Here is a 17720-nt window from a genome sequence, read left to right on the forward strand (position 1 = left end):
CTCAATTTTTTATTCTATTTTGCCTGTAACGAACTTGGAGGGTAACCAAACTGCTTTTTAAAGGCAAAAGAGAAATGAGACAAATTTTCAAATCCGAGATCCAGATAAATCTCAGAAACTGATCTTCCCTTTTGGGTTAGCAGAAAATGGGCTTCCTTTAATCTCCGGTACTGCAGCCACTGTCTTGGAGGAATACCGAATATTTTCTGAAAATCTCTTTTAAAAGCAGATAAACTTCTTCCTGTTAAATAGGCGAAACGTTCTACATTGACATTGAAGTGAAAATTTTTATTCATAAAAGATTCAATATCAATTTTATGAGGCTCTGAGAAATCAAATAAAACATCTTTAAGACCGGGGTCGTAATTCAGCATCAGAAGTAATGCTTCCTTTTGTTTGAGACGCAGCAGTTCTTCAGATGAAGGTAATTCCTCATAGGCAAGCAATGAATACATAAATGAAGCTAATGCCTTTTGACTGGGTTTTATATAGGCGGGTACATTTTCTTTTTTCTCCGCCTGATATCCATATTCGCGGCTGAAATCCCGTAAGAGCGCTTCATCAAAATAGAGGGTTACAGTTTTGATTTCGCCATCTTTTGGAGGATATTTTGCAAACTTCACCAAACGGTTTTTTCTTGCGGAATAAAGTTCGCCTTCTTTGAATATCGTTTTCGTGATCCCATCATTCAGTTCCATTTCTCCGGAAAGAACAAGCCCCAGACTGTGAATCCGGGAAAACTGTTCTCCTTCCCTGAATTCTGAAAAATGACAGGAATAGTTTATTGGAAAAGGAATATTATGTTCACTCATGGCTCAGCGTGTTATTTCTTGATCAGTTCTTTTTTTCAAACTTACAAAACTTTTCAGCATCATCACAGCAGAATGCTCCTGGAACATTGTACTGTGATGAATATATTTTTTTATACAATAACAGCCTTTGGTTCCAGATAAGCTTCCAATCCGAATACCCCATATTCACGTCCTATCCCGCTTTGCTTAAAACCACCGAAAGGTGCATAAGGATCATGTGAAAATCCATTGATACAGATTCTTCCGGCGTCAATCCGGGCTGCTACACGTTCTGCATGCTCCTGATCAGACGAGCTGATATAAGCTGCCAGACCATAAGTAGTGTCATTGGCAATAGCAATGGCTTCCTCTTCATCAGCATAAGGAATAATAGATAATACAGGACCAAAGATTTCTTCCTGAGCAATACGCATATCGTTGTGTACGTTGGTAAAAATAGTTGCCTTTACAAAGTTACCGTCTTCAAGACCTTGCGGCTTACCTTCACCACCTGCCAGCAGAGTTGCACCTTCTTCCTGTCCCACACGGATATAACTTTGTACGCGTTCAAATTGTCTGACACTTACCATTGGTCCTACAAGTGTGTCTTCTTCATCAGGTTTTCCAACTTTTACCTGTTCTGCAGCTTTTTTAGCCAGCTCATTTGCCTCATCCAGCCTGCTCTGAGGGACAAGCAATCGGGTAGGGGCAATACATGCCTGCCCGTTGTTCATATAAGCTCCGAAAACAGCCATAGGAATAGCTTTGTCAAAATCCGCATCTTCAAGGATAATATTGGGAGACTTTCCTCCCAGTTCCAAAGTCACTCTTTTCATGGTGTCTACAGCGCCTTTGGCAATCGCTTTTCCGGTTAAGGTAGATCCGGTGAAGGAGATCTTAGCGATATCAGGATGCTGAGTTATTTCTGCTCCGACTACGTTTCCTAATCCGTTAATGATGTTGAATACCCCTTCAGGTAAACCGGCTTCATGGAAGCATTCTGTCAGCAGCTGGGTTTGTGCAGCACTCATTTCACTGGGCTTGATAACGGCGGTACATCCGGCAGCAATGGCAGTTGCCAGTTTGTTGCAGATAAAGCTGTTGCTCGCATTCCAGGGTGTGATGATTCCTACTACACCCAGGGATTCAAAACGTACTTTAGAATGTCCGGCTGTTCTTTCGAAATCATAAGATTCTAAGGTCTTGATCGTAGTTGTAAAGGCAGAGATTGCATTCTGAACGCTCATCCTGCAAAATTGTAATGTTCCTCCGTATTCATTGACCATGACGGAAACAAGTTCGTCTTCCCGTTTACTTACCGCTTCATGCAGCTTTTTAAGAAAATCAATGCGTTCCTCTTTTGTTGTTTTTGAAAATGTTTTAAAAGCTTTTTTCGCGGCTGCGACAGCCATTCGGGTATCTTCCTCATTTCCGAGAACTACTTCGCCTGTTTTTTGATTGGTAACCGGACTTATAAGATCAAAAGTTTCTGTTCCTTTTGGCGTAACGAATTCGCCATTGATGTAAATTTTATTAATCTGATTCATTTTGATGATTTTAATACCCCAAAGTTCGTCAGAAAAAGAAAGGACAGGTTTGTTGTAAGGTTCAATTTTTGTTTGTTGTATGGCTCATTTTTTAACCCTAAAAATATGGTGCAAATTTCCCTGCCTGAAATTGCATGTAAAAACACACTGTTCTTCAATAAAATTAACTACTTTTATCATAACCAAGTAAACAATTTGTTTTGAGAATAACTCTTAAACTTATTATCGCTTAGTATCAGTCTCAGTAACCACAGGCTGATCGTTCTTTCGTTTGGGTAATTCTCTACCTGAACAGGTTCTCATTTCATCATATTATTTATTGCAATGCCTGTAAAAGCAGCTGTGTCTGTATTTGTCTGTAATAATGACTAAATATACAGCAAACGACCTTAAATAAGTTTCGGGTAAAATCAGATGTATCTCAACTTTACTGCAGTGTGTGAATAATATGGGAAAAATCCTACAAAGAATATTAAGCACAACTATAAGTAATGAGTACAAAACATATATGGGAGGTAAAAGCAAAGAATACTCCCTTACTAAAAAAGAAATGCAATCATTGTAACAGCGACAGATTTCAATGCAGTGACAAATTCAGACTGAATGCTCAGAAAAAGAATATTGATATATGGCTGATTTACTGGTGTGTACAATGCAATAACACCTACAATATAACTGTATTTTCAAGAATAAGGACAGAATCTATCAGTAAAGATCTGTTTGATAAGTTTTCAGAAAATCATTTGGAAACAGCCTGGACATATGCATTTTCACTGGAAACAATAAGAAAAAATAATGTGGAAACAGATCCGGAAAGTGTAGAATATGAAATTATCCGTGATGATCTTTCTGTTGAAGACCTGACAAATATGAAAAATGAAATGATTTCGTTTCAAATGAAATATCCTTTTGATTTTAATGTAAGGGTTTCAACAGTTATAAGAAAATGTTTAGGCCTTTCATCTTCCCAATTGAATCAATTACTCGATATTAATGCAGTTTATTGTAATGAAAAACTCCTGCAGAAGAAGTATAAAATTAAAAACGGTGATGTTGTTCAAATCAACAGACAAGCACTCATCAATCTTCATCTCATCGTGAAAGAGAATTATTCTCAATAACTGCAGCTGTTAAATAATTATAGAAAGCCTCTTGATTCTTGATCAGGAGGCTTTTTATTTTGAACATAAAAGATCAATCTGTTTCTGTAAGGTCTGCTTTTCAGGGTTTGATTTTGTCAGACGGATGGCTTCCTGATAATGATAAATAGCTTTATTGGTATTGAGTTCCGCATATAAATAACCCAGCAATCCATGATAATATTCGCTGGTGATAAGGTTAAGTTTTTCTGCTTCAATGATTGCCTTTTGATTTCCATAGACTTTTGAAAAAGCAAAAGTCTGGTTTAAAGCGGTAACAGGCGAGTATTCAATAACAACAAGCTGATTGTAGAGGTTTAAAATCTGCTGCCATTTATCTTCAGCCGATGAAGTATGCCAATAAGCAATACCAGCCTCGAGATGATATTTTGATACAGAAGAGTTATTGCTCTGGCAAGCCTCTATCAGGTAATAATTTCCTTTGTCTATTAAAGCTTTATCCCATAATGTTTCGTCCTGTTCATCAAAAAGAATGGCTTCACCTTTATCATTAACCCTTGCGTCGAGCCTTGAGCTTTGAAAACACATCAGAGCCAGCAAGGCGTTGGCTTTTGGAGTATTGGTGAATGAATGGTCTGTGAGAATCAACGTGAGTCTCATCGCTTCCAGACAAAGGTCTTTACGAATTAAAAGATTATGGCTTCTTGAAAAATATCCTTCATTAAACAATAAATATAAAGTAGTTAATACCGTTTCGAGACGCTGATGAATATCCTGCTCATTTAAATAATCTATTGTAAAATGATGTGTCCTGAGTGTTTCCCGGCCTCGTTGCAGACGTTTTTTTATGGTTTCCGGTTTGGATAAAAAAGCATTGGCAATTTCTTCTACACTAAAGCCACAAAGAATCTGAAGGGCCAGGCATATCTGGGTTTCCTGGGAATTGACAGGGTTACAGGCCGCAAAAATCATCTCCAGCTGACTGTCAGAAATATTTTTGGTATCAAAATCGATTGTCTGATAGTTGTTTTCAACGGCTTTTATTTCTTCTTGTTTGTTTTTTTCAACAACGGAAAGGTGTTTGAAATAATCCTTTGCTTTATTCTTTGCCACGGTGTAAAGCCAGGCTGAAGGATTATCGGGAAGTCCGTTCAGTGCCCAATATTCTGAAGCTTTCAGAAAGGTTTCGCCGGCAATATCTTCGGCAATTTCAATATGTCTGATATCAAAGCTCCTGCAAAGCACTGCAACGATCTTGCTGTACTCGGTCCTGAATAAATGCGGTGTTATTTCATTCGGATTTACCATGAGTCATAAAAAGGCATATCTAAGGTAAGTGTATTTTGTTTCGAAAACTCAAAAACGCAATGAAAATGAAATCAAGCAACAATGTCCTGCGCTTTTGAGTTTGTAAAATAATACTACAGTTTGCTGATCTCTCTTATTTCTACACTTCCACCCAATAGCAGGATAGGACATTCCTTACATAACGCTGTAGCTTCTTCTACAGATTCTGCATTGATCAGTGTATAACCCATAATTGATTCTTTAATCTCAGCATAAGGCCCATCAGAAATCAGGCCGTCTGACTTTAAAACCTTTCCTGTGCTTTCCAGACGATTGCCTCTGTCTGCCAGTTTATTCTGAGCAGCGATTCCGGCGATCCAGTTCATCCATTTCTGGGTATTGGCCTGCGTTTGTTCCGGTGATGTCTTAGGCATGGACTTGTAGTCTGCACGAAAGACTAATAAGAATTCTTTCATTGTATTCAATTTTTTTGATTCACCTTAATGACGACTGATATTCTCCTGTGGGGACAATTTTTACTAGAAATATGAAAGTTAATGTAAATCCATGGTTGTTCTGAAAACACATACTGCATTTCCGGTAATACTAACTGAGTCAGGCTTACCATCTTTGATGGTGACACTTACTTTCACTTTACCAACCCTGTTGATGGATTCACCCTGTTTTCCGGTAAATTCAAAAATGTCATCAGAAGTCTCTACGATCTTGTTCTGAATAAGATAGCCTCCAAGTGGCCCGTTCGCATTTCCTGTAACCGGATCTTCAGTAATTCCGATGGCAGGTGCAAACATTCTTCCGTTGGTTAATATCTCTTTTTCATTGGTATCAAAAGTAAATACAAAATATCCGTTACAGCCAATTTCCTTACTAAGTTTTGCCAAAGCAGTAAGATCAGGAGCCAGATGATTTAAAATTATATGGCTTTTAATACCTATCATTACTTTTGAATGGCCTGTTGACGCAATTTGTACGGGACATTTTTCGTCAAGGTCATCCATTGTCAGTCCCAGTGCCAGTACAATTTTTTTGAGCCATTGAAGGATCAAAAGCAGGGCTCAGCTCAAATTTCCCCTGGGTCATGGTAATGAGATAATCATTGTTTTTCCTTTCAATATAAACCGGTAATATGCCGATTTGTGTATGTATTCTGACGGTACAGGAATCCAGATGATCTTCCTGTGCTTTTGCATAAAGGGCCGCAATTGTGGCATGTCCGCAGGAAGGCCCTTCTGTAGTAGGCGTAAAATACCGGATGTGATAATCAAAATCTTCTGCGGGATACGCAGGTTTGAAAACAAATGCCGTTTCAGAATTATTTAGTTCCCTGGCAATGAGCTGCATTTCTTCAGACGTCATATGCTCAGCATTTAACACAACTCCAGCCGGATTTCCTTTGAACTTTTCTTTGGTAAAAGAATCGATTTGATAAACAATAACTTCTTGCATAGCGGATCATTAAGTGTACTGTAAAAATACGGAATGAACAGCAGAAAAATCCTTTATTTTAATCATCATTCAGCCATTGAAGAAAGTTCTGGACTCTTACACGGCTTACAATCACTTCATGGGGACATGGAGGTTCAAATTCAATATCTAATCTGCTGTTGGCTGCTTTTTTTATGCCTTTAATTGATTTAATGTTAGCAATACAGTTGCGGGAAACCCTGAAGAAAAAGTCTTCTCCAAGCTGTTCTTCCAGTTGATCCAGAGTATAATTCACAATATACCTTTTATTCTCAAAGGTATGAAGCATGACCACTTTTTCTTCACTGTAGAAATAAGCAACATTTCCGGACTCTATATACAGATATCCATCACGGGAATGTACAAGAAATCTGTTTTTTATCTTTTTCATCAGTAAAGATTCCACCATCCGGATGCCTGTTTCCTTTTGCACTTTGTCGAAATGCAGATCTTCAAGTTTTATAACAGCCTGTTCCAGATCTTCTTCAGAAATAGGTTTCAGCAGATAATCTATACTATTTACTTTGAAAGCCTGTATTGCATATTCATCATAAGCCGTTGTAAAAATAATAGGAATATCCAGTTTAATATGATTAAATATTTCAAAACAGCTTCCGTCCGAAAGGCTGATATCCATCAGAATAAAGTCCGGGCTGTGTTCCTGAAGAAATTCAACAGATTCCAGAACGCTCTGGGTTCTTTTCATCAGCAGATAATCCGGACGGAGCTTATCCATCATTCTCTTCAGTTCAGAAAAAGCAAGACGTTCATCCTCAATAATCAGGTATTTTTTCATTCTACAAAAGGTATTTTGACTATAAATTCATTTTGCTCTTTCATGATTTCCAGCTTTTTGTGATAGCGGCTGTACTGAGTATTCAGAAAAGACAGGCCAATTCCTTCACCTCTGGTGATATCATTTCGCAAAGATATTCTGTTTCTGAAAGATATTCCGTTCTCATCGGCAGAAATAAAGATTCGCAACGGATCTTCGGCTGAACTTATATTGTGTTTGAAAGCATTTTCAAGAAGAAGCTGAAAACTGAAGGCAACCAGTTTACGATTCCCCCATTGTTCCAGGGGAGCTATTTCAATATCAAAACCGTTTTCAAATCTGATTTCCATTAAAAAAAGATACTGATGAAAGAAATGCATTTCTTCCTGTAATGTATTCAGTGGTTTTCTGCCTACAGAAAGAACTTGTCTGTATACCTGTGACAGGGCTTTGGTATATTTGTTGGCCTGTTCCTGATTTTCATAGATCAGAGAAGACAATACATTCAGAGAATTGAAAAGAAAATGTGGGTTTACCTGAGCTCTTAGCGCATTATATTGGTACATCAGCATGTCATGTTTTGCCTTTTCAGACGCTTTAATGGCTTTACGCTCTGCCTGGAAATAAAACAATAAATCAAGCACCAGCAGAATGGGAAGATTGGCGGTGATGTTAAGAATAAGACCTGATTTATAAGAAAGCGATTGCCTGATTCCTAAATCGAATATCTCAGTAACAATAAAGTTGAAAGCAAAATACAAAAGGATGCACAGCAGAATATTACTTACAAATAATGACGAAGCATGCCTGTACATACTGGTGTGCATGGGAGTAAGCTCATTGATAAGTCTGATCAGCAAATAATCCAGTAAGGTCATCACCAGAACAATAGGGTATATCAGAACAAACTGCAGCAGGAAATTATCCCACAGGCTGACTTTTGACAGAATACTGCTTTTCATAATGGTGTTGAAGAAAAAGATCTGGTAAACAGTATAAATAGAGGTGACTATGAAATAATAGAGAATGATCACATATTTTTTAGCCTTTGTTTCCTGATCTCTGAAAATTTCAGCAAGGTCCATATTCAATATTGGGTTGATGATAAAAGTTGATAATGCGGTTGAATTTTCATTTATGTAAATTGGAAAATTAGTTTATTTTCCTGCAAAGTTATATTTAATCCCGGCAGAAATGTAAAATGAAGGATCAAAAGTAGCATTTCCCCACTTCAGGAATTGGGAGGGGTGCCTGTCTCTATAGCGGTCGGTACGTCCGAAGTTAGCTCCAAATGTACCATTTAATGTCCATTTTTTTATTTTATACTCAGGTTCTATGCCCAGACTTACGTAATGATGATCAAAATATTTCTTCTGGCCATCAATTTCAGTTAATGCAAAGAAAAACTTCGGACGATTGACAATGCGTAAAGCAAATGCTTCATTAAAGCGGTATCCTACAGAAAATTTAGGTGTATAACTCAGTTCAGCATGATATTCCATACCTTGCTTTTTTTCGTTGTGATACTGAAAATATGGCATGGGAATCAGCATAGGTTTATCAAATGCATTATTGGCAATAAGAGCTGCTCCCACTTTTATTTTGGGACCCACCTGCCAGATCAGTGAAGAATGGATATTCACAACAATCTGATCTGTTGCCAATTTCTTAAGATCAGTGTGGGTAGAATATATACCTGCAGAAAGGCCGCTGATTAACATCAGTTTTTCATGGAGTGGAGTCATGTAAAGGACACCCAGATCTGCTGATGCTATTTCTTTTGGCAGCACCTCCGCAGCAGTTCCACTATTACTGAATGACGTATAGGAAGCATTCATAGTGGCAGCCCATATCCTTGGCTGATGATAAGCGGTAGGCTTTACACCTATCGGGATCGTTGCTGTAAGTGTTGTTGTAAAAACAGAACTTTTTCCATCTGTCTTTTCGCGATTGTCATTAATGTATTTTTGCTCTGGCAGATATTCTGATCTGACTTCTATCTGAGCGAAAGTATGAGCTGCCTGTGTTAGGGCTGCCATTATTATCCATTTTTTTCTCATGTTTCCTTTTTTGAGAGCACAAAGAAACTTTAATATTTGTTTAATTTGTTATTAATCAAACCGTTAAATGATTAACTGAGGAAAATGACGGATGAATTGCAGTATGAAGGAGATGAATTTCGAGGAGTAGCGCGTAAAATAGGGTAAAAAAATCCCAGAATCCCCGGACTCTGATTTAAAGTGAAAAATTCTCAAACTTTTTAATCCCGTTTATTTTACCGTTGACACCGTTAAAGCTAGCGAAATTAAAAAAGGAAGACCACAATTTACCATGTAAATTGTGGTCTTCTTCAACTAAGAACTATTTAACTATGATTCCGTCTTCAGATAGCCATAATGTAAAGCGGTTTCTTTTCCAAACAAGCTTGAGAAAATATTCTGAAACTCATGGATATATTTACACTTGATGGCATTTCCGTATATTTTCAACCCTTCCATTATTTTTCTGGAGCTCAGGTCGATATCATATTTTATAAATGCTTCCGGTCTTTCATATCGTATACTCTGATCCGAACTGTCAGTCCGTGAAAATCCCAGCTTTTCTAGCCATTCTTCGGTTATTCTGATAGGCTTGATGGAAGCGGCCGGGACCGAAATACTCTGAATATCATTTTCAATTTTAACAAAATAAGCCTGGTCGACATTCTGAAAGATCTCAGTGATCGTATAAATCTGATTTTTGTACTCGACTAAGTTCTTGATTTTTAGATCTGCTACGTTCATAATATTTTGATTTTTTAAGGTGGTGATATGCTCTTTGATAAATATCAAATAGTATGCCCGGCATTGCATTGGCAGTGGTTATTTTACGCAAGATTAGGTTAAATTTTTACTACAAAAAATTAATAATCTGTTAAAATAGTACACCAATACGCGAATTATGGCGTTTTATCAAAAAAAACAAATGTGGTATCTGTGTGGTATCAGCTTTTTGTTTTTTCCCTTGGATTCACATTGGCAGTGGTTAAAAGAAGTGCAATGATAACAGACAGAATAAGGGTACCTATGAAAATATTCCAGGAAAAAGCATGAAGAATATAACCGGTACCGCTCCCCAGTATGCTTGAACCAAAATAATAGAAAAGCCAGTAAATAGAAGTTGCTGAAGATTTTCCACGTTTGGCATACAAAGCGGTCATCTGGCTGGCCATAGTATGTGCCGCAAAAAATGAAAGAGTAAAAAGGCCGAGCCCGAAGATAAGGATATAAATATTTTCTGATAATAGTAATGCGGCTCCCGTAAGCATAAACAGGATAGAACCTTTAAGGATATCATTCATTGGGAACCTTCTGGAAAGACGCCCGACAATCATAGTTCCGAAGACTCCGAAAATATACATCAGAAAGATAAAGGCAATCATAAAATGACTTAATGAAAATGGTTGTGCTTCCAGTCTGAATGTAAGGTAATTATAAGCACTTACAAAAACTCCCATCAGCAATGCAGCTGTACAGTACAAACGGAGCATATAAGGATTGGTAAGGAAAAATTTCATCTGTTTTACCTTCAGGTGATAATCCGTTTTCTGAGGATTGAAAAACCTTGACTCCGGGAACAGCTTCCAGAATATGACACCCAGAATAAGGCTTTCTATTCCGATAAGCAGCACTGCATTACGCCATCCGAATTCACCGGCAAATAAAGTGGCCAGTATTCTTCCGCTCATTCCTCCGATCGTATTGCCGCTGAGATACATACTAATGGCAGCAGGCACTGCAAGAGCATTCACCTCCTCTGTAAGATAGGCCAAAGCCACTGCGGAAACTCCGGAAACAACAAAACCTTTCAACACCCCGATACCAATCAGAAGGCTTAAAGCAGGAATCCAGGTAGAAATAATGGTAAGCATGGCAGATGAAACCAGTGAAAAGACCATCAGGCTTTTTCTCGAATAGCTGTCAGCTTTGAAAGCAAAAAATAATAATCCCAATGCCATACCTATTGTAGAAGAAGAGACAAGCAGGGAAGTATCACCTACGGATACGCCAAACTGTTCTGCTGCCATAGGAAGCATGGGCTGAAAGAGGTATAGCTGTGCAAAAACCGAAAGTCCTGAAAAGAAAATACAAAGTTTTATGTTTCGGAGGCGCCGGCTGCCCTGAGGAGCTTTTTCAGATGAATTCATGAGTGTTTGCAATTACAATGCAGTGGATTAGACAGAAAATTAAGTCCTGTAAATTTCCTGATTATTTTCCGGAATTAAAAATTATTGTTTCAATGAGTTTTATCGGTGAAACAAATCAGTGCACCTGTAAATTGCTGATATATTCAGATGGAGTAATGTTTTCCATCTGTTTGAATACCCTGTTGAAAGTAGATTGGTTGGAAAATCCTGCCTCGGTGTAAATATACATCAGGGTAACTTTTTCAATATCATTTTCATGAAGAAGTCTTTTTACACATTCAATCCTGTACCTATTCAGGTAATTGTTGAAATTGGGATACCCTTTTGCACGTATTGATTTTGATATATAGCTGCTGTTAATATCCATTACTGTAGAAAGCTTTGAAATATTAAAATTTACATCTTTATACAGTTGTTTTTCCTGCATGACGGATTCTATTTTTTCAAACAGCTCATCTGCAAAAGGAATTTTTTCTGCTGCCTGAGTGGTTTGAGTTTCCGGAGTATGAATCTTGCTTTCAATTTCATGATAAATTTCAACACGCTTTATTTTATCCTTAAAAAAGAGTAGAAGTGATATAACAGCAACATTGGAAACCATCAGGATTGTATCTGTAATTCTTACATCATCCTGACTATGCTGAGGGAAGTCAAAGCTGAAATTTTTTGATATAAGATATCCTGCCGCAATATTCAGCAAAACAAAGAGACTGTAAATGAATACATACTTCCTTGGAAAAAAAACATAGGCTGCCAGCGGAATAGGAATAAGCCAGACAAAACTCGCTATAGAATTGTTCCAGAAAGCTAGCATAATGTAAAAGTTATAAAGTGTCGCAATAATGATATACGAATGCACCATTACATTCACCGAATAGGTTTTACGAACAATCAGGTAAGTATAATCAAGTAAAAAAAGTCCTCCGAAAAGATACCAGGCCATTATTTTATCCGGAATAATAAAAGTAAATATCAAACCAAATATGGCAAGAATAACAGACATCAGAATATTATAATAATAAACCAGCTGTCTTTTGTATTGTTCAATTTTTATATCTTTTGTAGCGGTCATTTGTGGAAGGAGATAATTTTTTAAATCATTCAATAGCATTTATTACAGTCAGTTTTCAGAAAATGACTGGTTTAAATATTTGATTTGCAACGTATTGTGTTTTGTTGAGCCGTTTCCGGTTTTTCATTGATTATTCAAAAAATTGATTGTTTAATGCAGATAACTTTGCACCAGCTAACTCATTAATGGCTGATTGATGATCTATCAATTAACCTGCAAGTTTTTTTCCTTTTTTAATAAATCAATAATTTTTAAACAAATATACTAAAATGAAGAAAATAAAATTAACTCTTTCCGGCATAATGATGTGCTTTTCACTTGCAGCCTATTCCCAGGTTGGTATTAATACAGATTCTCCAAAAGTAACATTGCAGGTAGAAGGAAAACCAGATGTGGCTACTGCGGCTGATGGAGTTATGGCTCCCAGGATGACAGGTGATCAGTTAAGAGCTAAAGATAATGTCTATCTGGCGGCTCAGACCGGAGCTTTGGTGTATGTAACTCAGGCTGTAACAGTTCCTTCTGTAAAAACAGCGAAAGTTGACAAAGCCGGTTATTATATGTTCAACGGGACTACCTGGAAATTTGCTTTTGGAGGACAAGATGATGATATTACCATTGGAGATTTGATCTATTATCATGGAAGTATTCCGGCAGGCACTTCCGGAACCAATACATTAGCAAGTACTTATCTTACTGATCTTCCTGTTTTAGGTGGTTTCCTGAGACTTGACGCTCAATTTAACAGCAGTTCAGCAGGTACAGGAGCTGCTACCACTTTTAATCCAAGGCTTTATAATGTAGGAACATCAGATGTGAAAATCTGGGTTTCAGAAATGTCTACTCACACCGGTGACTCTGATAATGGAAATATTAAATTATCACCAGGAGCTTACCGGCAGTTTGATGATGGTGTTTATCTTACTCAGACCCATAATGAAACCGTAACATTTGACATTACAATACAGGAACCGGAACCGAGATGGTACAGAGTATATTATGCATTTCGTGTAGATAATAAATCTACAACCGGAAGCAGTGATGCAACAACTACAGATTCTAATACTTCTGATAATACACGAGAACTGTTTCTTTCTGTGCAGAGATTGTACTGATAAACCGTCTGATGATTCTAAAAATACAATGATTGAAAAATATACAAAATCAAAGAGATTAGCTTAAAAACTAATGAGATTTGTGTTTTTCGGGGGCTGGAATATGATAAGGGTTCCGCCCCCTTTTTTAATGCATCATTTCATATACCTTGATCAGCTCTGCAATATTGGTAACATCAAGCTTTTGAAAAATTCTTTTTTTGTAAGTACTTACAGTAGACATCTGAATATTAAGCTTGTTGGCGATTTCAAGATTCCCGTTTCCATCTGCAAGGAGTTTGAAGATTTCGTATTCTCTGGATGACAGCTTTTCTACAGGATTATTTCTTTTGTTTTGAATAATGAGGCCAATCAGCTCTGCGGGATAGAAATAGCCTTTTTCAATCACTGTTTTCACAGCATTTTTAATTTCTTCTTCACTGCTTTGTTTATTCAGGTATCCTTCAGCACCTTCTCTGATATACTGAATGGCTACATCTTTGTTATATCCTGAAAAGATAAGGATCTTAAGGTCGTTCTGTATGTTTTTAAGCTCAGGGACCATTTTTTTATACCGGGTTCCCGGCATGTCAATATCTAAAATGAGAAGATCATACTTTTGATTTTCCAACTTCTTTTTCACCTGGTCATAGTTTTCTGCAAAATCTATTTTCAGTCCCGGATATGCAGTCTCAAGAACCAAAGAGGTTCCGGCTCTTACTACATAATGATCATCAGCGATTAAAATTCTTTCATTCATAGAGGTTAGTTTTTATTGAGTGTTATTTTCACAATCGTTCCCTGAGGCTGGTTTTGTCTGAAGCTTATTTCAGCATTGATCTTTTTCACCAGGTGAATCACCATATGAAGTCCCAGTCCTTTTCCTTTGAAGCTGGGAGTTTCCAGTCTTGGGTTTCTGAACAGGTTCATATAAATATCAATCTGTTCTGCAGACATTCCTGTTCCCGTGTCAGTAATGGTTATTATGGATTTTTGCTGGTTTTCAGTAATAGCCATGGTTATATTCCCTTCAAAGGTGTTTTTCACAGCATTATCAATTATATTGTGAATAATAGCTGTTAAAATACTTTCATTGACCCTGGAATACACTTTTTGTTCAGCAAGATTGGTTATCGTTGTTCCTTTTTCTTTTGCAATTTCACAGAATAGCCTGTTCTTGGTTTCCAGGATTCTGTTGATAGGATATTCCTTTTCCTCAAAGATATTTTCAGCCTTATAAAGTTCCGTGTATTCTTTTAAATTCAGGGTAAACTGATACAGCTGCTCTGAGGATTTATAAATACTGTCAAAATACTTCTTCTGAAGCTCCACATCATCAGACTCATGAAGCTTTTGCGAAAGCATGGCAATGAACCTGATTGGAGTTGTAATATCATGACTGATGGTTTCTACCAGCTTTTTCTGGTATTCCGTTTCTTTTTGCAGATTGCTTTTTACAAGCTCCAGGTGAAGGGATGTTTCTTTCAGCTCGGAGTTTTTATTATGCACAATCTGCTTCAGAGCCTTATTTTTTATCCTTAGGAAATTGGTCGTCAACTGAACAATAACAATAATGATGATCAGGATTATGATGGAAGCTGAAACTCTGAAAAGCAGTGTCTGATAAAAAAGAGGCTGGATTTTGAAACGTATTGTTCTTACTTCGTACTGCCCTTCGGGAGAAACCAGTACCCGTACACTCAGGGTGTAATCTCCCGGAGAGAGATTGCTGATGGTGTATTTTAGCTCCGTTCCTGTTGCAACTTTTTCCCATTCAGTATCTTCTTTTCCGGATAGCCTGGCCTCAATATAAAGATTTCCCGGATTTGAAAAGTAAGGAATGTCAATAAAAACCTCTGCCGTTTTATAATCATTCTTTAAATCAAATACCTGATGGAAATACTGTGGTCCGGAATTTCCGATTTTTACCCTTTCTATATAAATTTTTTTTCTGTCCGGATAATAAGTCCGGATACTGTCTGGATTAAAAAACACATAACCATCCATCGACGGAAATACAAAGTCCCCGTTTTCAAGAGCATACGCGTTAGGTTCTGAACTTCCGTTAAACTCATTCGTCAGAAAGCCATCTTTTTTAGTGAAGCGGTAATAGAAAACCGGAGTGTTTTTGTTGTCGGCATAGCGCAGCAGCTGTTTTTTAGGCACCCTGAACATACCATTATTGGAAGAAATCCAGTAATATCCCTTTTGATCTTCAAGAATATAATGGGCTGATTCCAGGTAATTGTTAATGTCGTTCGGCATCTTGATAAGCTTGTGGTTCCTGAGAAGATAAAATCCGCTTTTATTCGTAGTAATCCATATCAGATTATCCTTTGTCCTGATAATACTTTTAACATGGATGTTTTTCATTAAAGGAGTTATGGTATTGCTTCCAAGAATTACTGAATACAGTCCGTCGCTGTTTCCGGTCAGGATTTCATTTTTACTGTACTGATAGAAAGTATTGATGAAGCTTTTAAAATTAAAGGTATAATCCGGCTTTGTAAATATATCCTTCCTGTAAAGGTGAAGCTGGGTTCCTGAAGGATGAGTAAAGGCAGTCCCGTAAAAATCTCCGCTCTTCATAAAAGATTGAAGTCCTTTTCTGAACAGGGCAGAATCCTTCTTTTTATAACCTGAATTCTTATAAAATCTAATGATACTGTTTCTTTTTCTGATCAGAATATTTCCGGAATTGTCATACATCATCAGATAATTATCATTGTATCCGAAAAGATGTTTATTCACAATGCCGTTTCTCCCGAATTCTGTACCGTCTTCACTTATGATCGTATTCTTACTGAAGGGGAGGGAGGTGTAATAGACATTATTAGAAAAATCAGCTTCTTTTTTTGAAATATAAAAATTGGAAAGCTTAACTATATTTAATCCATTGTTAAGCGTTCCAAGGTATAACTTATTAAAATCCTTATCGTAGAACATCGCACAATATGGGTGGTTTCCGATTTCCTCATATTTTACAAGAAATCTCAGGCGAAGATCGCTGGCAGTACCTTCTACGATATAAATATTATTGTGGTTGATTATGAAAGTCTGATTGGTGATCTGCTGCCAGTAAACTTTTGTATCCGGATGATTAAAAAGGGTAGGTTGCGAAGAAAAGGAAAGATGACCTTTGTAGATAGAATAGGTTTTTCTCTTTTTCAGATCATTAATAAAAAGAGTATCATTGAAAACAAAAGTATAGTTCAGATCCTGGTTGGAAAAGGGGAGCGTGATTTTTATTTCTTTTTTTCCTTCCTTATAGATAATTGCATTTTTGTCTGTAAAATGATAGACAGAATTCTTAAGCTGGATAAAATACTGAACATCATTATAAAAATCCGATGTAATGATATTATTCGCAATGCGATGTATAATGCTGCCTCCTTTGGAATAGGTTATTTTATCATCCTGGGCTAGGCTTGCAAGCTTCGGAAACCTGTTTTTGATGATGATTTTATTCTCCTGAAAATTATTAAGAACCGTTATACTGTCGAGTAGCGGATCGCCGATGAATTCACCGAAATGAAGGTTATTTACCCTGAAATTATTAAAAGTAATAAACGAAGTTCCGTCGTAGCGTACCAGTCCGTTTTCTGTAGAGATCCAGATAAAGCCATATTTATCCTTCACAATGGCCTTTGCACTGCTTTGCGGAAGCCCATTGTCTATGTTGTACCACGAAGAAGTGTGGCGCTGTCCGGAAATGTTTAAATATATGCAAGCAAAAATAAATGCCCAGATTTTCATATATGTGCAAGACTTATCTGTATCTGCTGCTAATGCAATAGATGGTTAATAATAGTATTAATACAAGTCAAAGTCTTTTTAAAGGGCAGGAACGATTGAGAATAAATTTTTATCATTGAAGTTTTCTGGTCTTTTGTGTTTTATATTTTTTGATCGTGTAAAAATAGTGAAATTATGGAGATAAATCAGCATCTTATCTCCTGTTTTATGTAAGTTGTATAGCGGTTTGCTGTTAACATGGTACTCAAAATTTTCTGAAAGAATTATGTTATTTCAATAATAAGTGATAAATTTATGACAGATTCATTTTAAAATCCTTTAGTAAATCACAGTGGTGTACCGTACTTTAGATTTATTTTAGAATTTTATAAATGACAAATATTGTAAATCTGTATATTTTTTACACATTTATTAATAACGACTTAAGTTTTTTTTAATTGTTATTTGTAGTAATAATTTGACAAAAATCTGAGGTTAATTCTACATGACATCTTTGTAAAGGCTCATGGATATTCATATTTTTGCAAAATATTCTCATAACGACCAAAGAAGCTTTATTGTCACAATAATGATTCTAAGAACACAAACGGTTTTTATCTCAAAAACACAAGAGGCTGTAATAACATC

Annotated in this window: 16 protein-coding genes; 2 read left to right on the forward strand and 14 right to left on the reverse strand. The window is 36.8% G+C overall.

Annotated elements, in window-relative coordinates:
* Positions 1–14 precede the first annotated feature (14 nt).
* Both EL165_RS01220 and EL165_RS01225 read right to left on the reverse strand, forming a co-directional pair.
* Entirely contained in the window at positions 15–812 is a 798-nt protein-coding gene (locus tag EL165_RS01220; RefSeq protein WP_002980062.1) for a helix-turn-helix domain-containing protein, read from the reverse strand.
* A 110-nt stretch (positions 813–922) separates the two neighbouring features.
* The gene (locus tag EL165_RS01225) at positions 923–2338 is read right to left on the reverse strand and encodes an aldehyde dehydrogenase family protein (RefSeq protein ID WP_002980061.1); all 1416 of its coding nucleotides are present in this window, start codon (positions 2336–2338) and stop codon (positions 923–925) included.
* Positions 2339–2829: 491 nt separating this feature from the next.
* Between EL165_RS01225 and EL165_RS01230 the strand changes: the two genes are divergently transcribed.
* Complete coding sequence (locus tag EL165_RS01230; protein WP_002980059.1) at positions 2830–3459, forward strand: DUF1062 domain-containing protein; 630 nt, start codon at positions 2830–2832, stop codon at positions 3457–3459.
* 54 nt (positions 3460–3513) lie between these two features.
* On the opposite strand, the gene EL165_RS01235 is transcribed toward EL165_RS01230, so the two are convergent.
* The 10 genes from EL165_RS01235 to EL165_RS01275 all read right to left on the reverse strand — a co-directional run bounded on the left by EL165_RS01235 (position 3514) and on the right by EL165_RS01275 (position 12276).
* Positions 3514–4746, reverse strand: coding sequence for an RNA polymerase sigma factor (locus EL165_RS01235; RefSeq protein WP_002980058.1), 1233 nt, complete (start codon positions 4744–4746; stop codon positions 3514–3516).
* Positions 4747–4859: 113 nt separating this feature from the next.
* Positions 4860–5201 carry a YciI family protein gene (locus EL165_RS01240; RefSeq protein ID WP_002980057.1) on the reverse strand — a complete coding sequence of 114 codons (342 nt, stop codon included), beginning with the start codon at positions 5199–5201 and terminating at the stop codon, positions 4860–4862.
* A 78-nt stretch (positions 5202–5279) separates the two neighbouring features.
* The gene (locus tag EL165_RS26435) at positions 5280–5744 is read right to left on the reverse strand and encodes a PhzF family phenazine biosynthesis isomerase (protein ID WP_002980056.1); all 465 of its coding nucleotides are present in this window, start codon (positions 5742–5744) and stop codon (positions 5280–5282) included.
* Positions 5737–6192, reverse strand: coding sequence for a PhzF family phenazine biosynthesis isomerase (locus tag EL165_RS26440; RefSeq protein WP_002980055.1), 456 nt, complete (start codon positions 6190–6192; stop codon positions 5737–5739). Before EL165_RS26440 ends, EL165_RS26435 begins: the two co-directional genes overlap by 8 nt.
* Before the next feature lie 58 nt (positions 6193–6250).
* Positions 6251–7006, reverse strand: coding sequence for a LytR/AlgR family response regulator transcription factor (locus EL165_RS01250; protein ID WP_002980054.1), 756 nt, complete (start codon positions 7004–7006; stop codon positions 6251–6253).
* Positions 7003–8070 carry a sensor histidine kinase gene (locus tag EL165_RS01255; protein ID WP_002980053.1) on the reverse strand — a complete coding sequence of 356 codons (1068 nt, stop codon included), beginning with the start codon at positions 8068–8070 and terminating at the stop codon, positions 7003–7005. Before EL165_RS01255 ends, EL165_RS01250 begins: the two co-directional genes overlap by 4 nt.
* Positions 8071–8142: 72 nt before the next feature.
* Positions 8143–9024, reverse strand: coding sequence for a DUF6268 family outer membrane beta-barrel protein (locus tag EL165_RS01260; RefSeq protein ID WP_126358565.1), 882 nt, complete (start codon positions 9022–9024; stop codon positions 8143–8145).
* 330 nt (positions 9025–9354) lie between these two features.
* Positions 9355–9768: a hypothetical protein gene (locus tag EL165_RS01265; protein ID WP_002980051.1), complete on the reverse strand. Its 414-nt coding sequence runs from the start codon at positions 9766–9768 to the stop codon at positions 9355–9357.
* A gap of 200 nt (positions 9769–9968) precedes the next feature.
* Complete coding sequence (locus tag EL165_RS01270) at positions 9969–11171, reverse strand: MFS transporter (RefSeq protein ID WP_002980050.1); 1203 nt, start codon at positions 11169–11171, stop codon at positions 9969–9971.
* A 115-nt stretch (positions 11172–11286) separates the two neighbouring features.
* Positions 11287–12276, reverse strand: a complete 990-nt coding sequence (locus EL165_RS01275; RefSeq protein ID WP_164720323.1) for a helix-turn-helix domain-containing protein — start codon at positions 12274–12276, stop codon at positions 11287–11289.
* 236 nt (positions 12277–12512) lie between these two features.
* On the opposite strand from EL165_RS01275, the gene EL165_RS01280 reads away from it, so the two are divergent.
* Positions 12513–13358: a hypothetical protein gene (locus EL165_RS01280; RefSeq protein WP_002980048.1), complete on the forward strand. Its 846-nt coding sequence runs from the start codon at positions 12513–12515 to the stop codon at positions 13356–13358.
* Between the two features lie 127 nt (positions 13359–13485).
* On the opposite strand, the gene EL165_RS01285 is transcribed toward EL165_RS01280, so the two are convergent.
* Positions 13486–14097 (reverse strand): response regulator, encoded by a 612-nt coding sequence (locus tag EL165_RS01285; RefSeq protein ID WP_002980047.1) that lies wholly within the window; start codon positions 14095–14097, stop codon positions 13486–13488.
* Between the two features lie 5 nt (positions 14098–14102).
* Positions 14103–17093 (reverse strand): sensor histidine kinase, encoded by a 2991-nt coding sequence (locus tag EL165_RS01290; protein ID WP_002980046.1) that lies wholly within the window; start codon positions 17091–17093, stop codon positions 14103–14105.
* Between the last annotated feature and the right edge of the window lie 627 nt (positions 17094–17720).

Source organism: Chryseobacterium gleum, from assembly GCF_900636535.1.
GTDB classification, from domain to species: Bacteria; Bacteroidota; Bacteroidia; order Flavobacteriales; family Weeksellaceae; genus Chryseobacterium; species Chryseobacterium gleum.